This is a genomic window from Bradyrhizobium shewense, assembly GCF_900094605.1.
GTDB lineage: Bacteria > Pseudomonadota > Alphaproteobacteria > Rhizobiales > Xanthobacteraceae > Bradyrhizobium > Bradyrhizobium shewense.
The window spans coordinates 1-17,752 of record NZ_FMAI01000061.1; the positions used below are offsets into that span (position 1 = coordinate 1).

Annotated in this window: 17 protein-coding genes and 2 pseudogenes; 7 read left to right on the forward strand and 12 right to left on the reverse strand. The window is 57.7% G+C overall.

Annotation, left to right across the window (positions count from 1 at the left end):
• Positions 1-229: 229 nt before the first annotated feature.
• The 3 genes and pseudogenes from GA0061098_RS47645 to GA0061098_RS47650 form a co-directional block, all read right to left on the reverse strand.
• Positions 230-407: pseudogene (locus tag GA0061098_RS47645) on the reverse strand (SOS response-associated peptidase); the annotation flags it as partial.
• Positions 408-450: 43 nt separating this feature from the next.
• On the reverse strand, positions 451-801 hold the full coding sequence (locus GA0061098_RS42135; protein WP_091967784.1) for a hypothetical protein: 351 nt from the start codon (positions 799-801) through the stop codon (positions 451-453).
• Positions 802-857: 56 nt separating this feature from the next.
• Positions 858-1,278: pseudogene (locus GA0061098_RS47650) on the reverse strand (hypothetical protein).
• A 697-nt stretch (positions 1,279-1,975) separates the two neighbouring features.
• On the opposite strand from GA0061098_RS47650, the gene GA0061098_RS42145 reads away from it, so the two are divergent.
• On the forward strand, positions 1,976-2,254 hold the full coding sequence (locus GA0061098_RS42145) for a hypothetical protein (protein ID WP_091967787.1): 279 nt from the start codon (positions 1,976-1,978) through the stop codon (positions 2,252-2,254).
• A gap of 344 nt (positions 2,255-2,598) precedes the next feature.
• Here GA0061098_RS42145 and GA0061098_RS42150 read toward each other — a convergent pair whose 3' ends face one another.
• Both GA0061098_RS42150 and GA0061098_RS42155 read right to left on the reverse strand, forming a co-directional pair.
• A complete protein-coding gene (locus tag GA0061098_RS42150) occupies positions 2,599-2,787 on the reverse strand; it encodes a ParB N-terminal domain-containing protein (RefSeq protein ID WP_091967822.1) in 189 nt (62 codons plus the stop codon).
• A gap of 607 nt (positions 2,788-3,394) precedes the next feature.
• Positions 3,395-3,733: a hypothetical protein gene (locus tag GA0061098_RS42155; protein WP_245323981.1), complete on the reverse strand. Its 339-nt coding sequence runs from the start codon at positions 3,731-3,733 to the stop codon at positions 3,395-3,397.
• Between the two features lie 346 nt (positions 3,734-4,079).
• Between GA0061098_RS42155 and GA0061098_RS42160 the strand changes: the two genes are divergently transcribed.
• On the forward strand, positions 4,080-4,325 hold the full coding sequence (locus GA0061098_RS42160; protein WP_091967790.1) for a hypothetical protein: 246 nt from the start codon (positions 4,080-4,082) through the stop codon (positions 4,323-4,325).
• Positions 4,326-4,985: 660 nt separating this feature from the next.
• On the opposite strand, the gene GA0061098_RS42175 is transcribed toward GA0061098_RS42160, so the two are convergent.
• The 4 genes from GA0061098_RS42175 to GA0061098_RS42190 all read right to left on the reverse strand — a co-directional run bounded on the left by GA0061098_RS42175 (position 4,986) and on the right by GA0061098_RS42190 (position 7,669).
• Positions 4,986-5,225, reverse strand: a complete 240-nt coding sequence (locus GA0061098_RS42175; RefSeq protein ID WP_129591109.1) for a hypothetical protein — start codon at positions 5,223-5,225, stop codon at positions 4,986-4,988.
• 228 nt (positions 5,226-5,453) lie between these two features.
• On the reverse strand, positions 5,454-5,663 hold the full coding sequence (locus tag GA0061098_RS42180; protein ID WP_016839772.1) for a cold-shock protein: 210 nt from the start codon (positions 5,661-5,663) through the stop codon (positions 5,454-5,456).
• Positions 5,664-6,018: 355 nt separating this feature from the next.
• Positions 6,019-6,834, reverse strand: coding sequence for an SDR family NAD(P)-dependent oxidoreductase (locus tag GA0061098_RS42185; protein ID WP_091967796.1), 816 nt, complete (start codon positions 6,832-6,834; stop codon positions 6,019-6,021).
• Positions 6,835-6,928: 94 nt separating this feature from the next.
• Positions 6,929-7,669, reverse strand: coding sequence for an SDR family oxidoreductase (locus GA0061098_RS42190; protein ID WP_091967799.1), 741 nt, complete (start codon positions 7,667-7,669; stop codon positions 6,929-6,931).
• 976 nt (positions 7,670-8,645) lie between these two features.
• On the opposite strand from GA0061098_RS42190, the gene GA0061098_RS42195 reads away from it, so the two are divergent.
• Complete coding sequence (locus GA0061098_RS42195) at positions 8,646-8,948, forward strand: hypothetical protein (RefSeq protein ID WP_091967828.1); 303 nt, start codon at positions 8,646-8,648, stop codon at positions 8,946-8,948.
• A 117-nt stretch (positions 8,949-9,065) separates the two neighbouring features.
• On the opposite strand, the gene GA0061098_RS42200 is transcribed toward GA0061098_RS42195, so the two are convergent.
• Positions 9,066-10,028: an ABC transporter substrate-binding protein gene (locus GA0061098_RS42200; protein ID WP_091967801.1), complete on the reverse strand. Its 963-nt coding sequence runs from the start codon at positions 10,026-10,028 to the stop codon at positions 9,066-9,068.
• A gap of 273 nt (positions 10,029-10,301) precedes the next feature.
• On the opposite strand from GA0061098_RS42200, the gene GA0061098_RS42205 reads away from it, so the two are divergent.
• The 3 genes from GA0061098_RS42205 (at position 10,302) to GA0061098_RS42215 (ending at position 14,624) form a co-directional block, all read left to right on the forward strand.
• Complete coding sequence (locus GA0061098_RS42205; protein ID WP_091967804.1) at positions 10,302-12,485, forward strand: PAS domain-containing sensor histidine kinase; 2,184 nt, start codon at positions 10,302-10,304, stop codon at positions 12,483-12,485.
• A complete protein-coding gene (locus tag GA0061098_RS42210) occupies positions 12,478-12,843 on the forward strand; it encodes a response regulator (RefSeq protein ID WP_091967807.1) in 366 nt (121 codons plus the stop codon). The genes GA0061098_RS42205 and GA0061098_RS42210 overlap by 8 nt, the downstream gene beginning before the upstream one ends.
• A 1,559-nt stretch (positions 12,844-14,402) precedes the next feature.
• Positions 14,403-14,624 (forward strand): hypothetical protein, encoded by a 222-nt coding sequence (locus tag GA0061098_RS42215; protein WP_091967809.1) that lies wholly within the window; start codon positions 14,403-14,405, stop codon positions 14,622-14,624.
• A gap of 155 nt (positions 14,625-14,779) precedes the next feature.
• Here the strand turns inward: GA0061098_RS42215 and GA0061098_RS44510 are convergent, their stop codons facing one another.
• Positions 14,780-15,052, reverse strand: a complete 273-nt coding sequence (locus GA0061098_RS44510; RefSeq protein ID WP_129591110.1) for a hypothetical protein — start codon at positions 15,050-15,052, stop codon at positions 14,780-14,782.
• A gap of 873 nt (positions 15,053-15,925) precedes the next feature.
• Here GA0061098_RS44510 and GA0061098_RS42225 point away from each other — a divergent pair.
• Entirely contained in the window at positions 15,926-16,900 is a 975-nt protein-coding gene (locus tag GA0061098_RS42225) for an ABC transporter substrate-binding protein (protein WP_091967816.1), read from the forward strand.
• Between the two features lie 155 nt (positions 16,901-17,055).
• Here GA0061098_RS42225 and GA0061098_RS42230 read toward each other — a convergent pair whose 3' ends face one another.
• Positions 17,056-17,238: a hypothetical protein gene (locus GA0061098_RS42230; RefSeq protein ID WP_091967819.1), complete on the reverse strand. Its 183-nt coding sequence runs from the start codon at positions 17,236-17,238 to the stop codon at positions 17,056-17,058.
• Positions 17,239-17,752: the final 514 nt, after the last annotated feature.

The window sequence follows — 17,752 nt, forward strand, 5'->3', positions numbered from 1 at the left end:
CTTCCCCCAATCGACCTACATCAGCCCGAACCGGCGCGTCTGGTTTGAAGACGAGATCGTGGCCTGGCAGAACGCTGTTGACGAGTTTGATCCGCGACGGGCACGGGGCAAGGGGCGGCGTCGGCGGAGCGACTAGACTAGCAGGAGACACCGGTTCTGCGGCTTGAGCCAGCCGCGCACTGCCGCGACGATGTGCAGGTGTTCGTGACCGGCGGCTTGTGCTCGGTCGCGACGGGCATGCCCATCGCCCACGGTGCCGGTCTCGGTATTCTGAATCACCGGGGGCCGGATAGTCGAGCAAAACGCCCGGCATCGGCGCCAGATTGTCGACATACCGATTGGCTACGCGGAAGAGCGAGCTGATCGCGGGCTTGGTTCGTGGTAGCAGCGGAGAAGCTACCGAGAATAGCCGGAAACGCCGGGACCGCGCCCGACCTGTGGCATGCATGGCTACTTCTTGAGAATGCCGATATCAGTATTGCCCAAGTTCTTTATGGCGCGTTCGGCGGCGGGCGTATCCACTGCGTTGTCGTGGGAGGTCGGCGCCGGACTAATGGCGGAAGCATCCACGTCACCGGCCGCTGCGTGGCTGAGTGCGTTGCCCAAGTTGGGACCGGAGGCGCCAGCAGTGCCGCTTAGGGTATGCCCGGTTGATAAGGTGCTGCCTGCATAACCCTTAGAGCCGGTGGCCGCAGTGCCACTCGCCGCCGAGCCGGCGCTACTGGCTCCACCTGCACTCTGAGCCGAGGCGAGCGAAGAGCCGCCAATGAGCAAGATCAAGATAACGGCGATGTGGTTCATAGAGCGGTCCTCTACACGGATAAGCGAGTTGCGCGGCCGATAGTTCCGAAATGGCTTTACCGATCTCCGGGCCGCCACGTTGACGGCAGATGGCTCGTCGAAATCTTCGTCCTCCGCAGCGCGACCAGATGGCTGTGCTTGTACGGATAGCCGCGCACCTGCGAGCAGTCCTTACAAAGCATGTAGCGCTCCAGCTCGTGGCTCGGCGTCGACCTTCATGTCGAGAGCGACAGTCTAGTTGGGGCGCGCTTCGAGGTCGCCGTAACGGCATTGAGCGCGCCGCCCATTGTCGGCGATAGCTGTGCCGGCCCTTTGAAGCCGAGCGGGACGTGTGCTACGCCTCACAGGGGAGCCGGTCGGCTTACTTCGCGCGTCCGCAGCCTGCTCTGCTGCAGCGCGCCCCGATCCGCCGTAAATCGTCTCGCGTGAATTACTCCCATGCGAGACAAGATCGCTGTGGCCACACGCAACAGGCAAGCCGTTACAGATTGCGGTGCGTGCCGTGCCGGGCACAAAACGTGGGACCCGTGACGCGACTTGAGCGTCGGTCATCGTGCGTCGTCGTCCAGTGGCGGCTCACCTCGCTTGTCAGCCATCTCCTGTTAGGACCTTGGCAATCTCTGCACACCGCGAACACACACGCTCGATGCTGCGCCGGGTCGCTAGATCGCTACGTTGGTGCACCGTGCAGGATCGATGCTGTCAAAACGGTGCCAGCAATGCCGCTTTAGCCACTCTTACCGATGAGGACCTGATCTTGAAACGTAGGAGAGTACGTCATGCCGGCGGCTGATCAGTCGCGAAAGCATATTGGCGAACTGAACGAGAGAAAAAACCACAAGGAACTCCAAAATCATCTCAAAAAGCCTCCGGGTTCGAAAATTCGCTCTCTGAAAACACGCCCGAGCCCGGAGACCAAACTCAAGACTGTTTATTGCCGCGTAAAGGCAAAATGTAACAGTTCAACGAAGATACAATAAATCAGTTGTTTTTCGGCAACAGCACGAGGAGATTGCAAATGTAAACACGCTGTGCCGCTGGTCGCAACGAGCACATCCGTACTGATTTAGAGTGGTGGCTCGACGCACTGTGGCCATCTCCCGACAGACGCGAGCGATCTCGCCGCGCACCTCGAACACGACCCGCTCATGCTGCGCCGGATCGCAAGGAAGCCATGGAGTACGCCTGCGTGCTGCCGCATACGAGCGAGGCATTCCACAGCATGGCTTGCAATCGGCTGGGGGTCATCTGCCATGAAGACCTCGACACCATCGCAGCGCCGCACGTCGTGCCGTTCGTCGCGACGGCACTCGCGCAATCGCGGAAGCGCTACAGCAAGTCCATCGGTGAAGCCCGGCTTGATGGTGGGCAACGCGGTCCGCGTCATGTGCAGGTCGAAGTCCCGCGGGGGCTGTCACTTCGCTGCGGCCATCGGGCTTCGGTCACTGCTTGAGAACTACGCGCCAACCACCGGACTGGGCCCACGATCAGCACACAATCGCCGGTCCCGCTGGGCCGCGGTCTCGAACACTTCCGCAAGGAAGGCGTGAAGCTGATCCCGCCGTCGACAGGGCCGGACCCGTACTTCGAGGAAGCAGCCTATCGGTTGTGGGTCCTCAAGCAGCAGCGGAGCAAGTAACGGACCTAAAGGCAGCAAATCCCGATACTTGCGGGATTTTAAGTTTAAGGTGAGTTGGTAGGTCCAGCACGCCCGAGTGCTGTCACTTGAGGTCGCGCGCGCCGCGACGGCGGGCAAACAGCGATGTAAATCATACCTGGGGGCAAACGGCTCAGGCTTTATGTCGAGTGGAAACTTTCATGATGCTTGAAGAAGAGATCAAGTTTTACAGGCTTGCCGGTATCTCGCCAGAACAAGTCTTTACCCATACTGCCCGCCACCGCGAGGCGATGGTGGCCGCCGATTAGGGTATGGTCATTTGTTGCTATGGCGATGATCTCGCCGTCTTCATCGACGATGACTTTCATGCGCTGCCTCCGATGCAACGCCCCCGTCGCGGCCGCTACGCTGCGCAATTTATCTAATCTCCTGCCTGGCCCAGCGTTCCAATGCACGAAGTTAACGGATTTCGAATTGAGGTTCCGCGCGGCCTTGTAGGGCGGGCCTCGCGCGGTCCCCGCGCATGCAGCAAACTCAGAAGGACCCGGACAACTTGCGGGCGGACCGCCATCCTGGGGCTTTTCGCCGCTCATGTCTGCTGGTGCAGTAAGAGCGGACTTCGATTTGGACCGCGTGGAAGTCCGAAAGTGACCCATTGCGGACTTCGCCTGTGGCTAAACTGACGCCGTTCTAGGTAGTCGGAAAAAAGCTTGAGCAATCAGATCGGGCGGGCGATCAGCGCTTGTCTGCCGTTTGACCGTTGGCCTTCTTCTCGAGTTCATCGATTCTGTCGAGTGCGTTGCTAAGGAGCTCGCCTAGCGCCAGCAGTGTCGAGTAGAGCTGCTGCGACGTACCGGGTGTTGCAGCATGTATCACTCGCTTTATTTCCACTCGCATCGCCATGGCCGTTCTCGCAGTGCCTATCCTGATCGGAGCCAAGTTCGACGCGACTTCGTCGACTCTCCGTTGGCAGAGTCACTTGCGACGATCCTGCTCAATCTGGTTAGCAGTGGCGAGTTTTCCCTTGATGTACTGCTTTAGATCACCGACCTCTTTTTCAAGGGCCTCTCGCGGGATGTTTTGACTCTCGGCCCCCTCAACGAGGCGATCAACTAATACGTCCACGCTTTGTGAAGCGCCCGGCGTCCCATATTGCTCCGCAGCGTGAACGCTGTTCTCGACCCAAAAATCAATGTACTCACGTGTCGTCGGTGGCATGTGAAGTTTCTGCCAGTATTTAATGAGCTTCGTGTGGAGCGTAATTATATGCAGAGCTGGGGGCAAGGCGGCGCCCGCAGGCGGAGCCTTAGCCATCGGACGTTCCAGTTTTGGCCAGGTTCTCCTGGTTTTGCCAGCTGTCCTGCTTCCATCCTCAGCGGCCTGGTCGATTTCGCAGTCGCCTGTTTTGCCTCATGAGTGCATAATGGGGGATGCCCGATTCCCACTACCGAACCTGCCACTGTGGAGCAGTCCATAGCCGAACCGAGGCCATGGCCCCCGGTCGGCAGATCGCCAGCTTCGAGTGCTCGGTTTGCGGCGAGACCATGGAATCGTGGAACACCGCCTGGGTGCCCACCTATAAATTGATTGCTGGACCCGTCCGCCTTCCGCGACCCAGCTAGTTATTGCAACGCTTAGCAATTCCGCGGATTAGCCATTGATGGCAGAGTCGTTCGGCACTTCATTCACTATCGTTGAGGTGACTTCGGACGACGCTCCGAAGCCAACGAAGCAGATGTGGCTCGCCTTTGCCAAACCCAATCAGGCATTGACGCTAGTGCTTGCTGCCGTTCCCGAAGGCTGGACCGCGGAAATTGTGCCGGCCGTCCTGACTGAAAAGCAGCAGAGGATGTTCGAGGAGCTCGACCTCGAACCCGGCGATGTTTACAGGATCGCTCCAGAGTAAGAGTCCTCGGTGGGGCGCCGTCTATTATTCACCAGACCGGATATGGCTCGAACGAGGTTCCCTTTTCGACCGCCTTCTGACATAATTCGGCATGGCAAAAATAAAAGTGAGCTTCAAACCAGTCCGTAAATCCGAGGGCGATTGGGCTATCATTGCCGAGTACCCGGGCACAGAAGCGCGAGAGATTACGGGCTTCGCGAGCAAAGCCGATATTGACGAGTGGATGAATGGAGAGCGTCGGATCGCTTGGCTCCGATCACAGGGTTACGCGAAGTGACTCGATGACCAGGGCGCGTCCGGCGCTTCGTGCTCAGAAGGTTCGACTCACTGTCTCGCGGGCGGCCGAGCCTCTCGCGGCAAGCGGGGTTGAACGCTCGTGGCTCGCAGGTAATTCCCGCGGCCGCTTATGAACGCGTGCGGGAAAGATACGAAAGCTGATCTTCCGTAACCACGCGCTCGATGTTCTCGGACCTGCACTTGATGCGGTATCTTACTCGTCCATCGGACTCGATCAGCATGCACTGTACGATCGTGTAGATCTTTGGCCCTTCAGTTGCGGCGCGTCCTTGGGGACCTTGAGCTTGGTGCCGAACCTCTTCGTTTAGCTTATAGGCGTATGACATATTTTCCTCGATGTTTAGGGCGCTCTCGGAGGTCTTGCTAGTCTTCAAGAATGGATTTGGTTGCATCGAATATCTGTTGCGCTGTGCCCTTAATCGTGCCCTTTGCCCAGGCTTGGAAGACTGCGACGTAGGCGTTCTTGTAAGCCGCTTCGTCTGCGGAAAAGTAGACTTCGTCTGTGGCGGTATCCAGGACAAGCGCTCCTGTATCGATGCAGATTTCCTCGATCAGGACTAAGCGTTCTTCTTGCTCGGCCAGATGACGTTTAACGATGCTCATTGACTCTCCTGCTTGGCACTGAGGAATCACGTTCCCGATGCGGCCGGTGAACATGCTGACGTAGTCCACCGGACACAGGCGCAACAGGAAGCCGCAAGTCGCGCCCGCTTTTCGATCTTTTTACCTGCTTGAATGAAAAACCCCGCCCCGATAACTCGGGAGCGGGGCAGGACCACGAGCTCTACCAGTACATCCGTGGCTAGAGCGACAGGTCTGTCGTGCTCTTAACTAAGCAGCACGAAGATTTTCGGCAGCGGACTTGCCCGTGCGACGGTCTGCGACGACGTCATAAGACAGCGTCTGACCTTCGCTCAGAGTACCCATACCGGCACGTTCGACCGCGCTGATGTGAACAAACACATCGTTGCTGCCGTTTGATGGCTGGATAAAGCCGAAGCCCTTTTGGGTGTTAAACCACTTCACTGTACCTGTGTTCATCAGGTCTTCCTTTCGTATGCGCGCAGGACCTGGCGCACAGAGTGCGGCCAGTCGTCCGGTTAGTCGATGTTGGAGAATGTCTGAAACGTGCGCGCCGTCAGGATCTGAGGCGAAAGCGGAACAGTTGTTCGGCCAGTATCGATATGTGAGACAATACACTAGCAGTTGAGAGACTTCAAGAAGAAAGCCAGCGGTGCATCACACCGTGCTGCACGAATGCGTTGTGACGATGCCGACGAGGTGGCATTATGAGAACCGGCCCATCGCCTAACGCGCGTCGGACGATGGGCCGTTCCGGGTGGATGACGAAAAACCTAGAGGGGTCCAGGTATCGCGCCACAGACCGATATCTCAATCAACGGAGCGCCGAGCCGTTTCTGTCAGAAGCGCCAGACGCTAATTTACACGCCGGCCGAGTCGCGCGCCCTCGGCCTGGTTGGCCTCCGAGAGCTTGTCTCTCACGTAGCTGCGAACTTCCCCGATCTCGGCCTGCATCAGCCACAAGGCCCGCATCGGCATCCGGCGGCACGATTGCCGCAAACGCCTTCTGCACCTGCTCGGCGAAACCTTGATACGGACCCTCTTCGTATTCCGCGGCTCGTCCCGCGTCGGCTGGACGACCCGAATGAGCAAAGTGATTAGTGCCTGAGGTGAAGGCGCCTGGCACGATGATCGAGGTCTCGATACCCCAGCGCGACAGCTCGCGGGCATATTGTACCGCTATCGAATCCATCGCCGCCTTGGCCGCAAAATACGGCGCGAGATAAGGCGGCGTGCCCCCGGCGGAACTGGAGGAAGAAATCCAAACCAGCAGGCCCTGCCTTTGATGACGCATATGCGGTAGCACGGCGCGATTAACACGCTGTGTGCTCAGCACGTTGACGTCATAGAGCTCGGCATATTGCTCTGGCTTAAAAGCTTCCGCCGGACCGAACACCGTGTGGCCGGCATTGTGGATCAGAACGTCGATTCGCCCCGCCTCTGCAAGCACTTGGGCGACCGCTGCATCCACCGAGTCCTGCGACTGCACGTCGAGTTCGAGTGCACTCAGCTCGACGCGATGCTCATGCGAGAAGGCCGCCATCTGCTCCGCAACGGCTGCATCACGGGATTTTGTCTGGCCCATTGAGCCGTACACCTTGTGGCCCGCCGTTGCGAGAGCCTCGGGCATGAGGCGACCGAAGCCGCTGGACGCGCCGGTGATCAGAACAACCTTAATCTTGGGATATCCCTCTCGAGTTTTCTACTGGGACTGGTGAGCAAGATCAGATGATTCCGCCGTTGGCGCGGAGCACCTGGCCGTTGATCCAGCCGCCGTCGGGTCCGGTGAGAAACGCAACCGCAGCCGCGACATCCACGGGCTCACCAAGCCGCTCCAGCGGCGCAAGTTTTGCGAGATGATCGATCACGTCCTTCGACTTGCCATGTAGAAACAGTTTTGTTGCGGTCGGTCCCGGCGCCACCGCGTTGACGGTGATATTTCGGCCGCGCAACTCTTTTGACAGAACTTGCGTCATCGCCTCGATCGCAGCTTTGGTGGCGGCATAGATCCCGTAGGTCGGATGCAAGAGACCTGTTTGGCTCGAGGATAGGTTGACGATGCGACCATCATTTCGCAGCCGGCGGGTCGCCTCGCGCAAGGTGTTAAAGGTGCCCTTCAGATTGATGGCTATCTGGCTATCGAAAACCGAGTCCTCGGCTTCGGTGATTGCTGCCAGCTGCATCACACCGGCGTTGTTGACCAACACGTCCACGCCGCCGAAGGCAGACTCCACGGTATTGAACATGCTCGCCACGGCACTCGCGTTGCTAACGTCAGCTTGCACAGTGATGGCGCGACCGCCGGCCTGCGAGATCTTTTCGGCCAGCGTTTCCGCCTCGGCAGCGCCGCCGGCATAGTTGATGACGACTGTAAAGCCGTCAATCCCGAGCCGTTCAGCTATTGCAGCTCCGATACCGCGCGAGCCACCCGTGACAATTGCGACTTTTCCGTTTGCATTCGCCATTTGTCTTCTCCTTGCCTCCGAGACCTTCTCGCTTCTACGATCGGGAAACAATCGGCGATCAAGCAATGAACAACCATACCCCGTTGTTGCCGACCCGACCTGTCGCGGCATCAAAAGACACTGGGGAAGCTGGTTGATTGGAACGCTCGTGTTGCCCAGCATCGCTCTATCGCATTTGGTGGCGGCAACTGCGAGTGCAGTTGGTCCAGCTCCTCCGTGAAGCAAAGTCACACATCGGAGTCCTGCGACTAAGCACGGCCTCCAGGTTAGCGCCCGCGAGCACGGTTCGCCGATGGCTCTCTAATTACTGGTGGATGTGAAGTTGGCGCGCATGCGCGGCGCAGATCTGGTTACGATACCGCCGCGCAAGCACTAAGATAGCTACGAGAGCGATTATGTTGACGAGCTGTGTAACCATGAACACCACAGCGCCGATAGTGATCGAATGTCCAAGAAAGATCGCTGACGACAGCACCCATATTAAGTAGGCGCGCTCGCTAATTCCGGCCGAGCATTGCTCACTCCAGAGGTGCCAAATCTGGGCACATAGGCGCCAATGACAAACCCAGTTCCAATATAACCAATGAAGGGGTTCAAGTTTTCCATATTAGCACGCATTGCTTGACGACAAAGGGGTCGGCGCGCGGGTGTTCCAGGAACGCTTGGCAGTATCCCGGCGGCAAAATCCTCGTCCGGAGTCAATCCTGTGAGCGCCGATGACAAGCCCACCAACATAGCGGATGACGGACGGCAAGCTTTCCATATTCACCCGTCGCTGGCACTACATCTGGAGACGTTCCTATTGGAAAACTCGCGAAAAATGGGTGGATTTCGGCGCTTCTGCGAAGTTTACGGATCACGGAATCGCGACTGCAGTTGCATAAGCCACATTAGGGATCTGCGAAAACCGCATTTGTTGATGCCCTTCCCGGGCTGTGTAAATTGGTCGCTTCTTCTCCTATTTGAAGAGGCTATCATGAACTCATTGCATACGTGGCTTTCGCAACAGCACCACGGGTTGCACACTTTCCGCGAATTTCAGCAAAGGCTCCATGACGCCTGCAAGGACGAGCCTGACCAACAGGGCCTGTGTCGTCTGCTGAATGCCGTCGTTGACAACTATGTAGATACGTTCGACGAAGAGCCTTTACCGGTCGCCGTCGCTGACCATGCCTATCAGCGACTGCTCGATCTCGTGGCTGACATAGATTTCGATGCAAGCGCCGAGCAGCGCCTCGCCACTATCAACCGTGTAGCAGCTAGCGATTTGCTGCATTAAAGCACGATGTGGCGAGCGCTCCAATAGGTCTAGCGTCCGGTTGCGGCCCAAAGCTGACGTTCGTCGATGCTTTGTCGAAAGTCCGCAAGTGACCCGAAGCGGACTTGCGGTCTCAATCTACTCGATCACTCTATCTGCCAATAGGAGAACTTGCTCCGGGACGGCTAAATGCAACGCTTTGGCCGTTTGGAGATTGATCACGAATTGAAATTTCGTCGGTTGCTCAACCGGCAAGTCCTCTGCATTCGCACCTTTTAGGATGCGGTCCACGTAATCGGCCGCTAGCACAAATAGAGCCTTGATATCCGGCCCATAAGCCATCAACCCACCCAGGTCTGGGTAATTGGTGACCTGATATACTGTCGGCAGGCGGTACTTAAGTGCGATTGATGGCAATAACCGCCGCGGCGGGTCTGCAAGTACGTAGACGATCTCACACTCCGCGGCCTGCATGTCGGCGAACGCCTTTTCGACGTCCTCGGGGTTGGGCGCAACGAACCGTTGCGCTGAAATGCCGATGACGCCCGCCGACCTGGCCGCTACGTCGGCCAACGCCGGATGCGTCGGGTTGTTTGAAGTGAGTACACCGATTTTCCGGACCTTGGGAAACAGAAGGCGAATTATATCGAGGGTCTTCGCTGTGAGATCACCGAACATATTCGCAACGCCGGTGATATTACCGCCGGGCTTGGAAAAACTTCTGACGAAACCAGAGCCGATCGGACCGGTGGATGGCGCCATGATGATTGGAATCGTCGAGGTCGCACGTTGTGCAGCTGCGATAGCAGGCGTCGCTTCGGCAATTATGATGTCCGGCTTTAGTGCAACGAGTTCCTCGACTAAATTCGGTAACAGCGCGTAATGTCCCTTGGCTTCGCGCAGCTCGAATATGAGGTCCTTTCCCTCCCGATATCCCTTGGCTTCCAACGCTTCTCTGAACCAGCCGATGATCCGGTCGCCTTGTCCGGAGGTAACCAGCGCAACGCGCCATGGCTGGGATCGCTCGGCGTGCACCACGGCGCCAATGGCAACCAATGAGGCTGTCGTAAGCAAGGCACGCCGCGTTACTGAACGAGCCATGTGTTTCGCCTTTGAGTCCGCACTGCGAGGTTAGCACGGGCGGATTCTTCAAAGAATATGGTCTCGCTTGCTGCGGTAAGGTTCTGCCGTAGGAAACGGCCCGCTTGCGCTACCCGTCCCATGAAACCATCGGCGGCGATCTGATGTGAGGTACGTGGAACCATCAGCTTTCCTATTTGTTATGGCTTGTTCGGCGGCCCAACGGGGGCGTCCGCCAGTTCATCCCGAACAGAACGGCCCGCCTGGGGTCCTCTCGCCCCGAGAGACGCTTCGATGTCCAATGTCGAGGAATTTCCGTACTCCCCACGTCGCCAACCGACTGAGTTCGAGGCGCTGGTTGCGGCCGGCCAAACTGTACTGGATGCCATTCCTGGCGCGGTTTGCCTTTGCGATGCCGAGGGATTGCTGATCGCCTTCAATACCGAGGCGGTGCAATTGTGGGGAAGGACCCCCAACCCTGCCAAAAAGGAACACTTCTGCGGTTCGCACCAACTGTACCTTCCCGACGGAAGTCCGCTGGCCCGCAGTGACTGTCCCATGGCCACCGCGGTTAGGGCTGGAACGCCCATACGCAACGCCGAAGTTATCATGGCGCGGCCGGACGGCTCTCGCTTTACGGCCCTGATCAATATCCGCGCTCTGCGCGACCACTCAGGGAATATCCAGGGCGCCTTCAACTGCTTTCAGGACATCACCGAACGGAAGCAGATCGAAGAAGAAGTCCGGCGAAAAACGCAGGACCTGGAGGACTTCTTTGAGAATAGCGCGGTCGGCCTTCATATCGTCAGCGGTGAAGGCATTATCCTTCGCGCCAACAAAGCCGAGTTGGCTCTGCTCGGATACAGCCCGGAGGAGTACATTGGCCGCCACATCGCGGAGTTTCATGCCGACGCCCCGGTGATTGGCGATATCCTCCAGCGCCTCTCCTGCGGCCAGCCGCTCGACCGTTATCCGGCGCGGTTGCGCGCGCGCGACGGCTCAGTGAAGCACGTGTTGATTACGTCAAACGGCCGATTTGTGGATGGCAAATTCGTCAACACACGTTGCTTCACTGTCGACACCACAGACTTGCAAGCCGCCAACGAAGCACGCCAGGCCAGTGATGCCCGACTTGCGGCAACATACGAGGCTGCCATCGTCGGGATATCGGAAGCGGACGAGAGCGGCCGCTTCTTGCGGGTGAATGATTCTCTTTGTCGGATCACTGGGCGCTCGCGCGGCGAACTGCTGGCAATGACGTTCTATGACTACACTGATCCAGATGACCAGGCGAAGGACGCCGAACTCTATGCGGCTCAGGTGCGCGGCGAGGTCGAGAATTATACGATTCGCAAGCGTGCATTGCGGCCCGACGGCTCTGTGCGCCATCTAGACATCTCCAGTTCGTCCGTGCGCGATCCGAATGGCCGGTTTCTTTACGGCGTGCGTGTCGCACAGGACGTCACAGCCACCAAACAGCTGGAGGATCGTCTCCGCGAAGGCGAGCAGCGCATGCGTGATCTCCTTGAGGCTTTGCCCGCAGCGATCTACACCACCAATGCCGAGGGCCGCATTAATTTCTTCAATCGAGCAGCGGTCGAGATGGCCGGCAGAACTCCCCAGCCTGGCGATGAATGGTGCGTAACCTGGAAACTCTATTGGCCCGACGGTTCGCCTCTGCCGCACGATGAATGTCCGATGGCAATGGCGCTGCGTGAAAACCGCCCAGTTCGCGGTGCCGAGGCAATTGCCGAGCGTCCAGACGGCAAACGCGTGCCTTTTATTCCTTATCCGACTCCGCTCCGTGATGCGAAGGGACACTTGGTCGGCGCCATCAACATGCTCGTCGACATCAGTGAGCGCAAGGAGGCAGAGAATGCTCAGAAGGTGCTCATCGACGAACTGAACCACCGTGTAAAGAATACGCTTGCCACGGTGCAGTCACTCGCGAGCCAAACCGCTCGACATGCGGCGGATCTGCAAGAGTTTTTGCCGACGTTCACAGGAAGGTTGTTGGCCCTTGCTCGTGCCCATGACCTTCTTACGACCCGCAATTGGCAAGATGCCCCTTTCGAGCAACTGGTTCACGATATCGTCGCGCCTGTGTCTGGCGGACGGGTTGTCACAGGCGGTCCGAACGTCAATTTAGACGCGCGTACCGCACTGAGTGTCACCATGGTTCTCAACGAGCTTTTGACCAACGCGGCAAAATACGGCTCACTATCCGCACCTGATGGAGCCGTGTCGCTTACCTGGAAGATCGTGGACAGCGGACGGTCTCAAATCACACTAGAATGCGAATGGAGCGAACGCGGAGGTCCACCGGTTACCCCACCTAAGCGGCGAGGGTTCGGCACGCGGCTAATGGAGCGTTGCGTCGAACATGATCTCGCCGGTGACTTCGACTTGGTCTTTGAGACGGAGGGTACTCGCTCTCGCATGGTGTTTCCAATTAGGGGCGCGTCCACCAATGTCTGAGGTATCCCGCGCCAGGGTCCTCCTCGTTGAGGATGAAGGATTGGTCGCCCTTATGATTGAAGACATGCTGGAGGAACTGGGGCTCAAGGTTGTTGCCTCTGCGGCTCATCTTAAAAAGGCATGCGAATTGGCGACCACCGGCTCCTTTGATCTGGCGCTTCTGGACGTCAACTTGGCTGGAGAGTTTGTTTTCCCCGTTGCTCGCGTTTTACGCGAGCGAAGGATTCCCTTCCTGTTCAGCACGGGCTATGGGGCACCGCCCGTAGAGGAGGAGTTCAGAGACGCCCCCGCGATTGGTAAGCCCTTCTCCGTAGACCAACTGAACGATAAGTTGCGAACGCTTCTGTCGCACTCCTAAGGCCGCCACGGATCAAGGACTTCCATTCTTCCGCTGGGCAACCGATCCATCAGTCAGGCTTCTCGGCGTTGATGTGCAGGATAAAGAGAGTCTCAAATTTCCATCCGCCATTCCCGGCCGGCCACCAGCTTTCCATCAATACCCTGCAATGCCTGCCCCGCCATCACATTGCGCTCTGCGAGGATACCTCAACCGGCTCGCTACAGGCACCGCCGCCATAACGTCCACCACAGCCAAATCATCATCGGACGAGCTAAGGCTAGGCCACTGGCTTCGGCGACAACGGTGTGGACATGTCGCCTATCATCATCTGGATGCGTGCTTCATCCTCTACAAAGCCAAAAGCCGTCCCCAATGCCTTCTATGCTGCGTCATCTTGCTGCAATCGGGAATGCACACAGCGCAGCAGCCCGCAGTTCATCAAAGGTGGTGTGCCCGGCGTCGGCATTGCAAGAAATTGTTAGGCAATGACCTTCCGGCTCTCGTGGTCACCCTCGTTCGTAAGTACCCTGCACGTCCGTTCCAACACGACTTCCATAGTCGACTTCACGCGGTCAGACAGAGTCATCCAACTTTCTCCGGCTCAGATGTCGGGATGGTCTTGTAATATGGAGCCGGCTCGACGCGCTCGTCAAGAAGACTGCCGCGCGCCGCGCGATTAACTTGTTTTGCTATGGCTCATAGCGTCACTTCGGTCCAATCGCATCTGTATCCGCCCTAACGTTCTGCGCGGACCTGCCACGATGCGCAAAAAAAGGCCGCGCCAGAGGCTCCGAATGGGAGACCTTGGTGCAGGGCCGATAAGGCCTGCCGTGTGCGCGCAGTACCGGATTGGCCGAGCGGCCCGTGTGGAAAATCCAGCCTCTCTGGGGAAAACGGACGAATAGCCCGCGCCGTGTCTAAGCGGGTACAGGCGCTTGCCCCCTGCAGGTTCTAGGCTGCTGTCGAGTGTGAGATCGATTCAATACTGAGCGCAGACGATCTCAAGCTCATCGAGATTGCGCAAGCGACATTACGGACAACGCAGATCCGCTCACGGACCGAGCCCTGTTGCACTGGTTCGGCCGTACGAAGAGTAAATGGTCGGAGACTAGGATGAAAATCAATTTCAAAGCTGCTGTGGCAACGCCGTTTTGCCCGTGCGAACTCTGCCTGGAGCCAATGAAGTTTTTGGGAGAGCACGGCGGGTCCCAGCTGTTTAGGTGCGATGAGTGCGCCCTCGTAAGCACCCAACGTGAAGAGACTCTGCTATCTCGGCAGGCGGAATTTGCGACGAAGAGACCGTCGATGTGGCGCTGACTGGAACCTCCCTAGGTTATGATCACGAAAAGCCATCAGCTTATCATCTCTCTTCGGCAGCACACTGGCCTGTCAACTTGCCAGGGGGGCCCAGACTTCAATGTTAATGCGCGAAGAATATCTTGTGCTTCACGAAAGCGGAACTTACGTGAAACCGCTCGCCCCGGCGAAGATGTTCTCGCTTCACAATAGGAACGTATCCGTTCCGGATGCTTTCCGGAAGTCGACGGGCCGGAGCTGGCGAAGCTGGAGGCGCGACCATGAAGCGCCACGCCATGAGCAAGTATTTCAGTATTGGCGCTGGCCACGTACTGCGCCATTACAACAGTGCCGTGCTGCTGTTCAGCTGGCAGGGCAAGCCCGACGGATCGGCCCGCTATGTCGAGCACGTCAACCGCTACGTCCGCAATGGCGTGGAATATCCCAGCCTTGCCGCCCTACTCCGCGGCGTCGAGGCTGAACACGCTTACAAAGAGACCTGATATGCAGCTACCCCGCAGAACCTCCCACCGCAGGGAATTTTTTGGCGAAGCTCGTATTCAAAAAATGCGAGGTTTCTCTTTGCACACCCGGCCGGGTTCGTCTGCCCGGTGCTCCTGTTGTTATCCCATTCTCAGTCGCCACAGCACCAGTCTGGTCAATTGCCGTAAAAATCACAGGACACGCACATATGACCACCTTTATCAAAGTTCTTCTTAGCATCGTAGCCCGAGTCACGCAGATTCTGCCTATAAAGTGCCGAAGCAGGCTGTTCGCGAAGACCACCGCCTGGTGGAACACCAACAGCCGCCATGCTTGATCCAACACGGTGCATTTTGTGGAATGATGAACCATGACGCTGATTTCGACCAGCATCAGCGGATACGACACCAACAGCTAACATAGCTGCAATGAGAAGTGCGGTCTTCATGATACACCTCCTGTAGGGCGACGTAGTTGTTGCGAAAGCAAGGAGCGCGCGTGCCCGATTTCGAGCCGTGATCTCCAAGACGACGTAAGATGAGGGTCGGAGCGCGGATTGCAGACGCGGGCTGGAACTTCAGGGCGCTCAGCTGCGATCAGAAGCTGCTTTCGCATCTCCGAGAGGCAGGCGCGACAATATTCACGATAGAGCAGGTCGAATATGGCGGGCATGATCGCCCCCATCGTTTGAGTGTCAATGTCAGATTTTTCCACCTCGATTTTCGCGGTGATTGTAGCCCCGTCAGATGGCTCTTCGATGTGAGTCCATTCACAGACTGCACCAGTTGTCTGCGCGAAAAACATAGGACTAGTCACCCTAGTCCAGACTATAGCGGCGCATTGTTTCAGCAACACTTCGTCAAACAACTCAAGGGCGCCGAACGCCAATTAAAATCCAACCACAGCGCGAACAATTTTACCGCTGAGTGACGGCAACATTCGATGCAAGCTGACCGAGTATGAGGAGAGCATTCTCCGAGCGCGCTCGACACAGCTTCGTCGCCCGGGGGCGCGCAGCCAGCGCGTGACGCCGCGCTCACCTCCACCTCGGCCAAACTGAAGTGGATCAGCGGCTGGCCGCCGTGGCGACGTTCGAGGGTGAGTTTTCCGACGTGCCGGTCTTATGCCGGCCAAGACGTTGTTCGCTCTCGGTGCTAGCTCAACTTCCGGAATTGGCCCTTAGCCGACCTGCCGCAACGCCTGCCGATCCGTCGGCTCGTGCGGCCTGCGCCCACACGCCCGCATCACCCGCAGTGAGTGCAACAACTATCGAGACGTGATGCTCTGCGTCCCATCGTCCTCAATCTGCGATGAGGATCGAATGAAGCGGCGGGAGTTCATAGCGGGCACTGCGGCGCTGCTCGTTCCGCCGAGCCATTTGCATGCCCAAACGAAGCCTCGACGGATGGGTTTCCTTGGCGTTTGGACAGATGAGCCGGCTCGCGATCCGGTTCATGCCGCATGGCTCAGCGGCTTGCGGGAGAAGGGTTGGATCGAGGGCAAGAACCTGCTTGTCGAATATCGTTATGCCCCGGATCGTCTGCCAGCTTTGGCCGCCGAGTTGGTTGCCTTAATTCCCGATGTGCTCGTCGCCCCGGGACCGCAGGCAGCGCAAGCCCTGAAATCAGCAACCTCCACCATTCCGATTGTCTTCGTGGCTGTGGCCGATCCGCTGGGGCTCGACATCGTGCCAAGCCTCTCGCGACCAAGCGGCAACATAACAGGCCTTGCGACCATGGTTCCCGATGACTTCGGCGCGAAACGCCTCGAAATCCTCAGGGAACTCGTCCCCAGCGCCTTGAAAATCGCGCTCTTGGTCAATCCGAACAATCCGATGCACAGACTTAACTTCGGAGAATTTTTGTCTCGCACGGCCCAGAGGCTCGGTGTGGCCTTGCTGACAGTTGAAGCGACGACGGCCGAGGAACTCGACGTCGGCTTTGCATCGGCCGCCGCCCAACATGCCGATGCCGTCCTCGATCTGGGTGATAGTCTAACTTTTTTCCAGGCTCCGCGAATTGTCGCGCTCGCCGCGAAACATCATCTGCCGACAAGCTACTTGTTCCGACGATGCGCCGACCTCGGGGGGTTGATCGTCTACGGCCCCGATTTTGCCGATCTGTACCGCCGTGCAGCCGGCTATGTCGACAAAATCCTCAGAGGCACCAAGCCCGCCGACCTGCCGGTAGAACAGCCGAGCAAATTCGACCTGGTGATCAATTTGAAGACTGCGAAAGCGCTCGGCCTCACCGTGCCGGCCTCGTTGCTTATCCGCGCCGACGAGGTGATCGAATAGCGACGAAGATTGCGGCGGTGCATGAGTCCGTTCATGGCCCATCTGCGAAGTTGCGCCGCGTCTGACGGAGGTCCGCTCATCGCGGCGAACCGGATCAGATTTGCTCAACCTGAGTTCTTCGTATTTTGACCCGAAGCCGACATGCGGCGCTGTGCTCATCTGGCGCGTGCTAGTTTCAGAAGGCCGAGCGCGAGAATTAGAAAGACCGGGACGATTGCCACAAACGAGGGAATAGCCGTCAGGCTCTTATGCCAAAACAGAAAGAAAGTTGCACCCGCAATGACTGTCATCGACAGCGTCGAGCCAATCAAAGCCAACGTCTGTTTTGTGCGCTTCATAGCGACCTTACACGGTTGGACATGCGTCAATTCTGCAACGCCAAGCACTAACGCCGGCTAAACGGCCGGTGCGCAATCTCCGCTAGTGGGCCCTTAGCCGAACCATGATGATCCCGTGGTGATGTCGGTTATCGTTGGTAGAGTAGACGTGGGGCCGCGCTCGCTGCGACAACCGTTTGTGACCCGAAGCGGTCTCGATACCCGAGCGTTGGAAACACGCTCAGCTTCGGCGACACCGCATTGGTTTCATCAAATGGTCTAAAATTTGAAGCGCTGGCACGCCAAGATTTAAGATGCCACCTAACCGTTGACCTATGTCAAAATAGGTACATTGATCAGAGGTTACAATGATACTACGATACCACCGGGTTCGCAGCCATCTTGCTACGCCGCTTTTGCGATCCGAAGACTCTTTTCTGTCAAATGCTTCCCGATCAAATTGTAGTTTTGTTTTTGGGGGAGAACAGAAGTGGCGTGGAGTAGACTTCTTTCCTTTACCGATCCGCTGGCGTGC

What these genes read in the sequence shown, in the direction of transcription:
- GA0061098_RS42135 (WP_091967784.1), bottom strand. Translation starts at nt 801, where the DNA reads ATGAACCACATCGCCGTTATCTTGATCTTGCTCATTGGCGGCTCTTCG.
- GA0061098_RS42145 (WP_091967787.1), top strand. Translation starts at nt 1,976, where the DNA reads ATGGAGTACGCCTGCGTGCTGCCGCATACGAGCGAGGCATTCCACAGC.
- GA0061098_RS42150 (WP_091967822.1), bottom strand. Translation starts at nt 2,787, where the DNA reads ATGAAAGTCATCGTCGATGAAGACGGCGAGATCATCGCCATAGCAACA.
- GA0061098_RS42155 (WP_245323981.1), bottom strand. Translation starts at nt 3,733, where the DNA reads ATGGCTAAGGCTCCGCCTGCGGGCGCCGCCTTGCCCCCAGCTCTGCAT.
- GA0061098_RS42160 (WP_091967790.1), top strand. Translation starts at nt 4,080, where the DNA reads ATGGCAGAGTCGTTCGGCACTTCATTCACTATCGTTGAGGTGACTTCG.
- GA0061098_RS42175 (WP_129591109.1), bottom strand. Translation starts at nt 5,225, where the DNA reads ATGAGCATCGTTAAACGTCATCTGGCCGAGCAAGAAGAACGCTTAGTC.
- GA0061098_RS42180 (WP_016839772.1), bottom strand. Translation starts at nt 5,663, where the DNA reads ATGAACACAGGTACAGTGAAGTGGTTTAACACCCAAAAGGGCTTCGGC.
- GA0061098_RS42185 (WP_091967796.1), bottom strand. Translation starts at nt 6,834, where the DNA reads ATGCCCGAGGCTCTCGCAACGGCGGGCCACAAGGTGTACGGCTCAATG.
- GA0061098_RS42190 (WP_091967799.1), bottom strand. Translation starts at nt 7,669, where the DNA reads ATGGCGAATGCAAACGGAAAAGTCGCAATTGTCACGGGTGGCTCGCGC.
- GA0061098_RS42195 (WP_091967828.1), top strand. Translation starts at nt 8,646, where the DNA reads ATGAACTCATTGCATACGTGGCTTTCGCAACAGCACCACGGGTTGCAC.
- GA0061098_RS42200 (WP_091967801.1), bottom strand. Translation starts at nt 10,028, where the DNA reads ATGGCTCGTTCAGTAACGCGGCGTGCCTTGCTTACGACAGCCTCATTG.
- GA0061098_RS42205 (WP_091967804.1), top strand. Translation starts at nt 10,302, where the DNA reads ATGTCCAATGTCGAGGAATTTCCGTACTCCCCACGTCGCCAACCGACT.
- GA0061098_RS42210 (WP_091967807.1), top strand. Translation starts at nt 12,478, where the DNA reads ATGTCTGAGGTATCCCGCGCCAGGGTCCTCCTCGTTGAGGATGAAGGA.
- GA0061098_RS42215 (WP_091967809.1), top strand. Translation starts at nt 14,403, where the DNA reads ATGAAGCGCCACGCCATGAGCAAGTATTTCAGTATTGGCGCTGGCCAC.
- GA0061098_RS44510 (WP_129591110.1), bottom strand. Translation starts at nt 15,052, where the DNA reads ATGAAGACCGCACTTCTCATTGCAGCTATGTTAGCTGTTGGTGTCGTA.
- GA0061098_RS42225 (WP_091967816.1), top strand. Translation starts at nt 15,926, where the DNA reads ATGAAGCGGCGGGAGTTCATAGCGGGCACTGCGGCGCTGCTCGTTCCG.
- GA0061098_RS42230 (WP_091967819.1), bottom strand. Translation starts at nt 17,238, where the DNA reads ATGAAGCGCACAAAACAGACGTTGGCTTTGATTGGCTCGACGCTGTCG.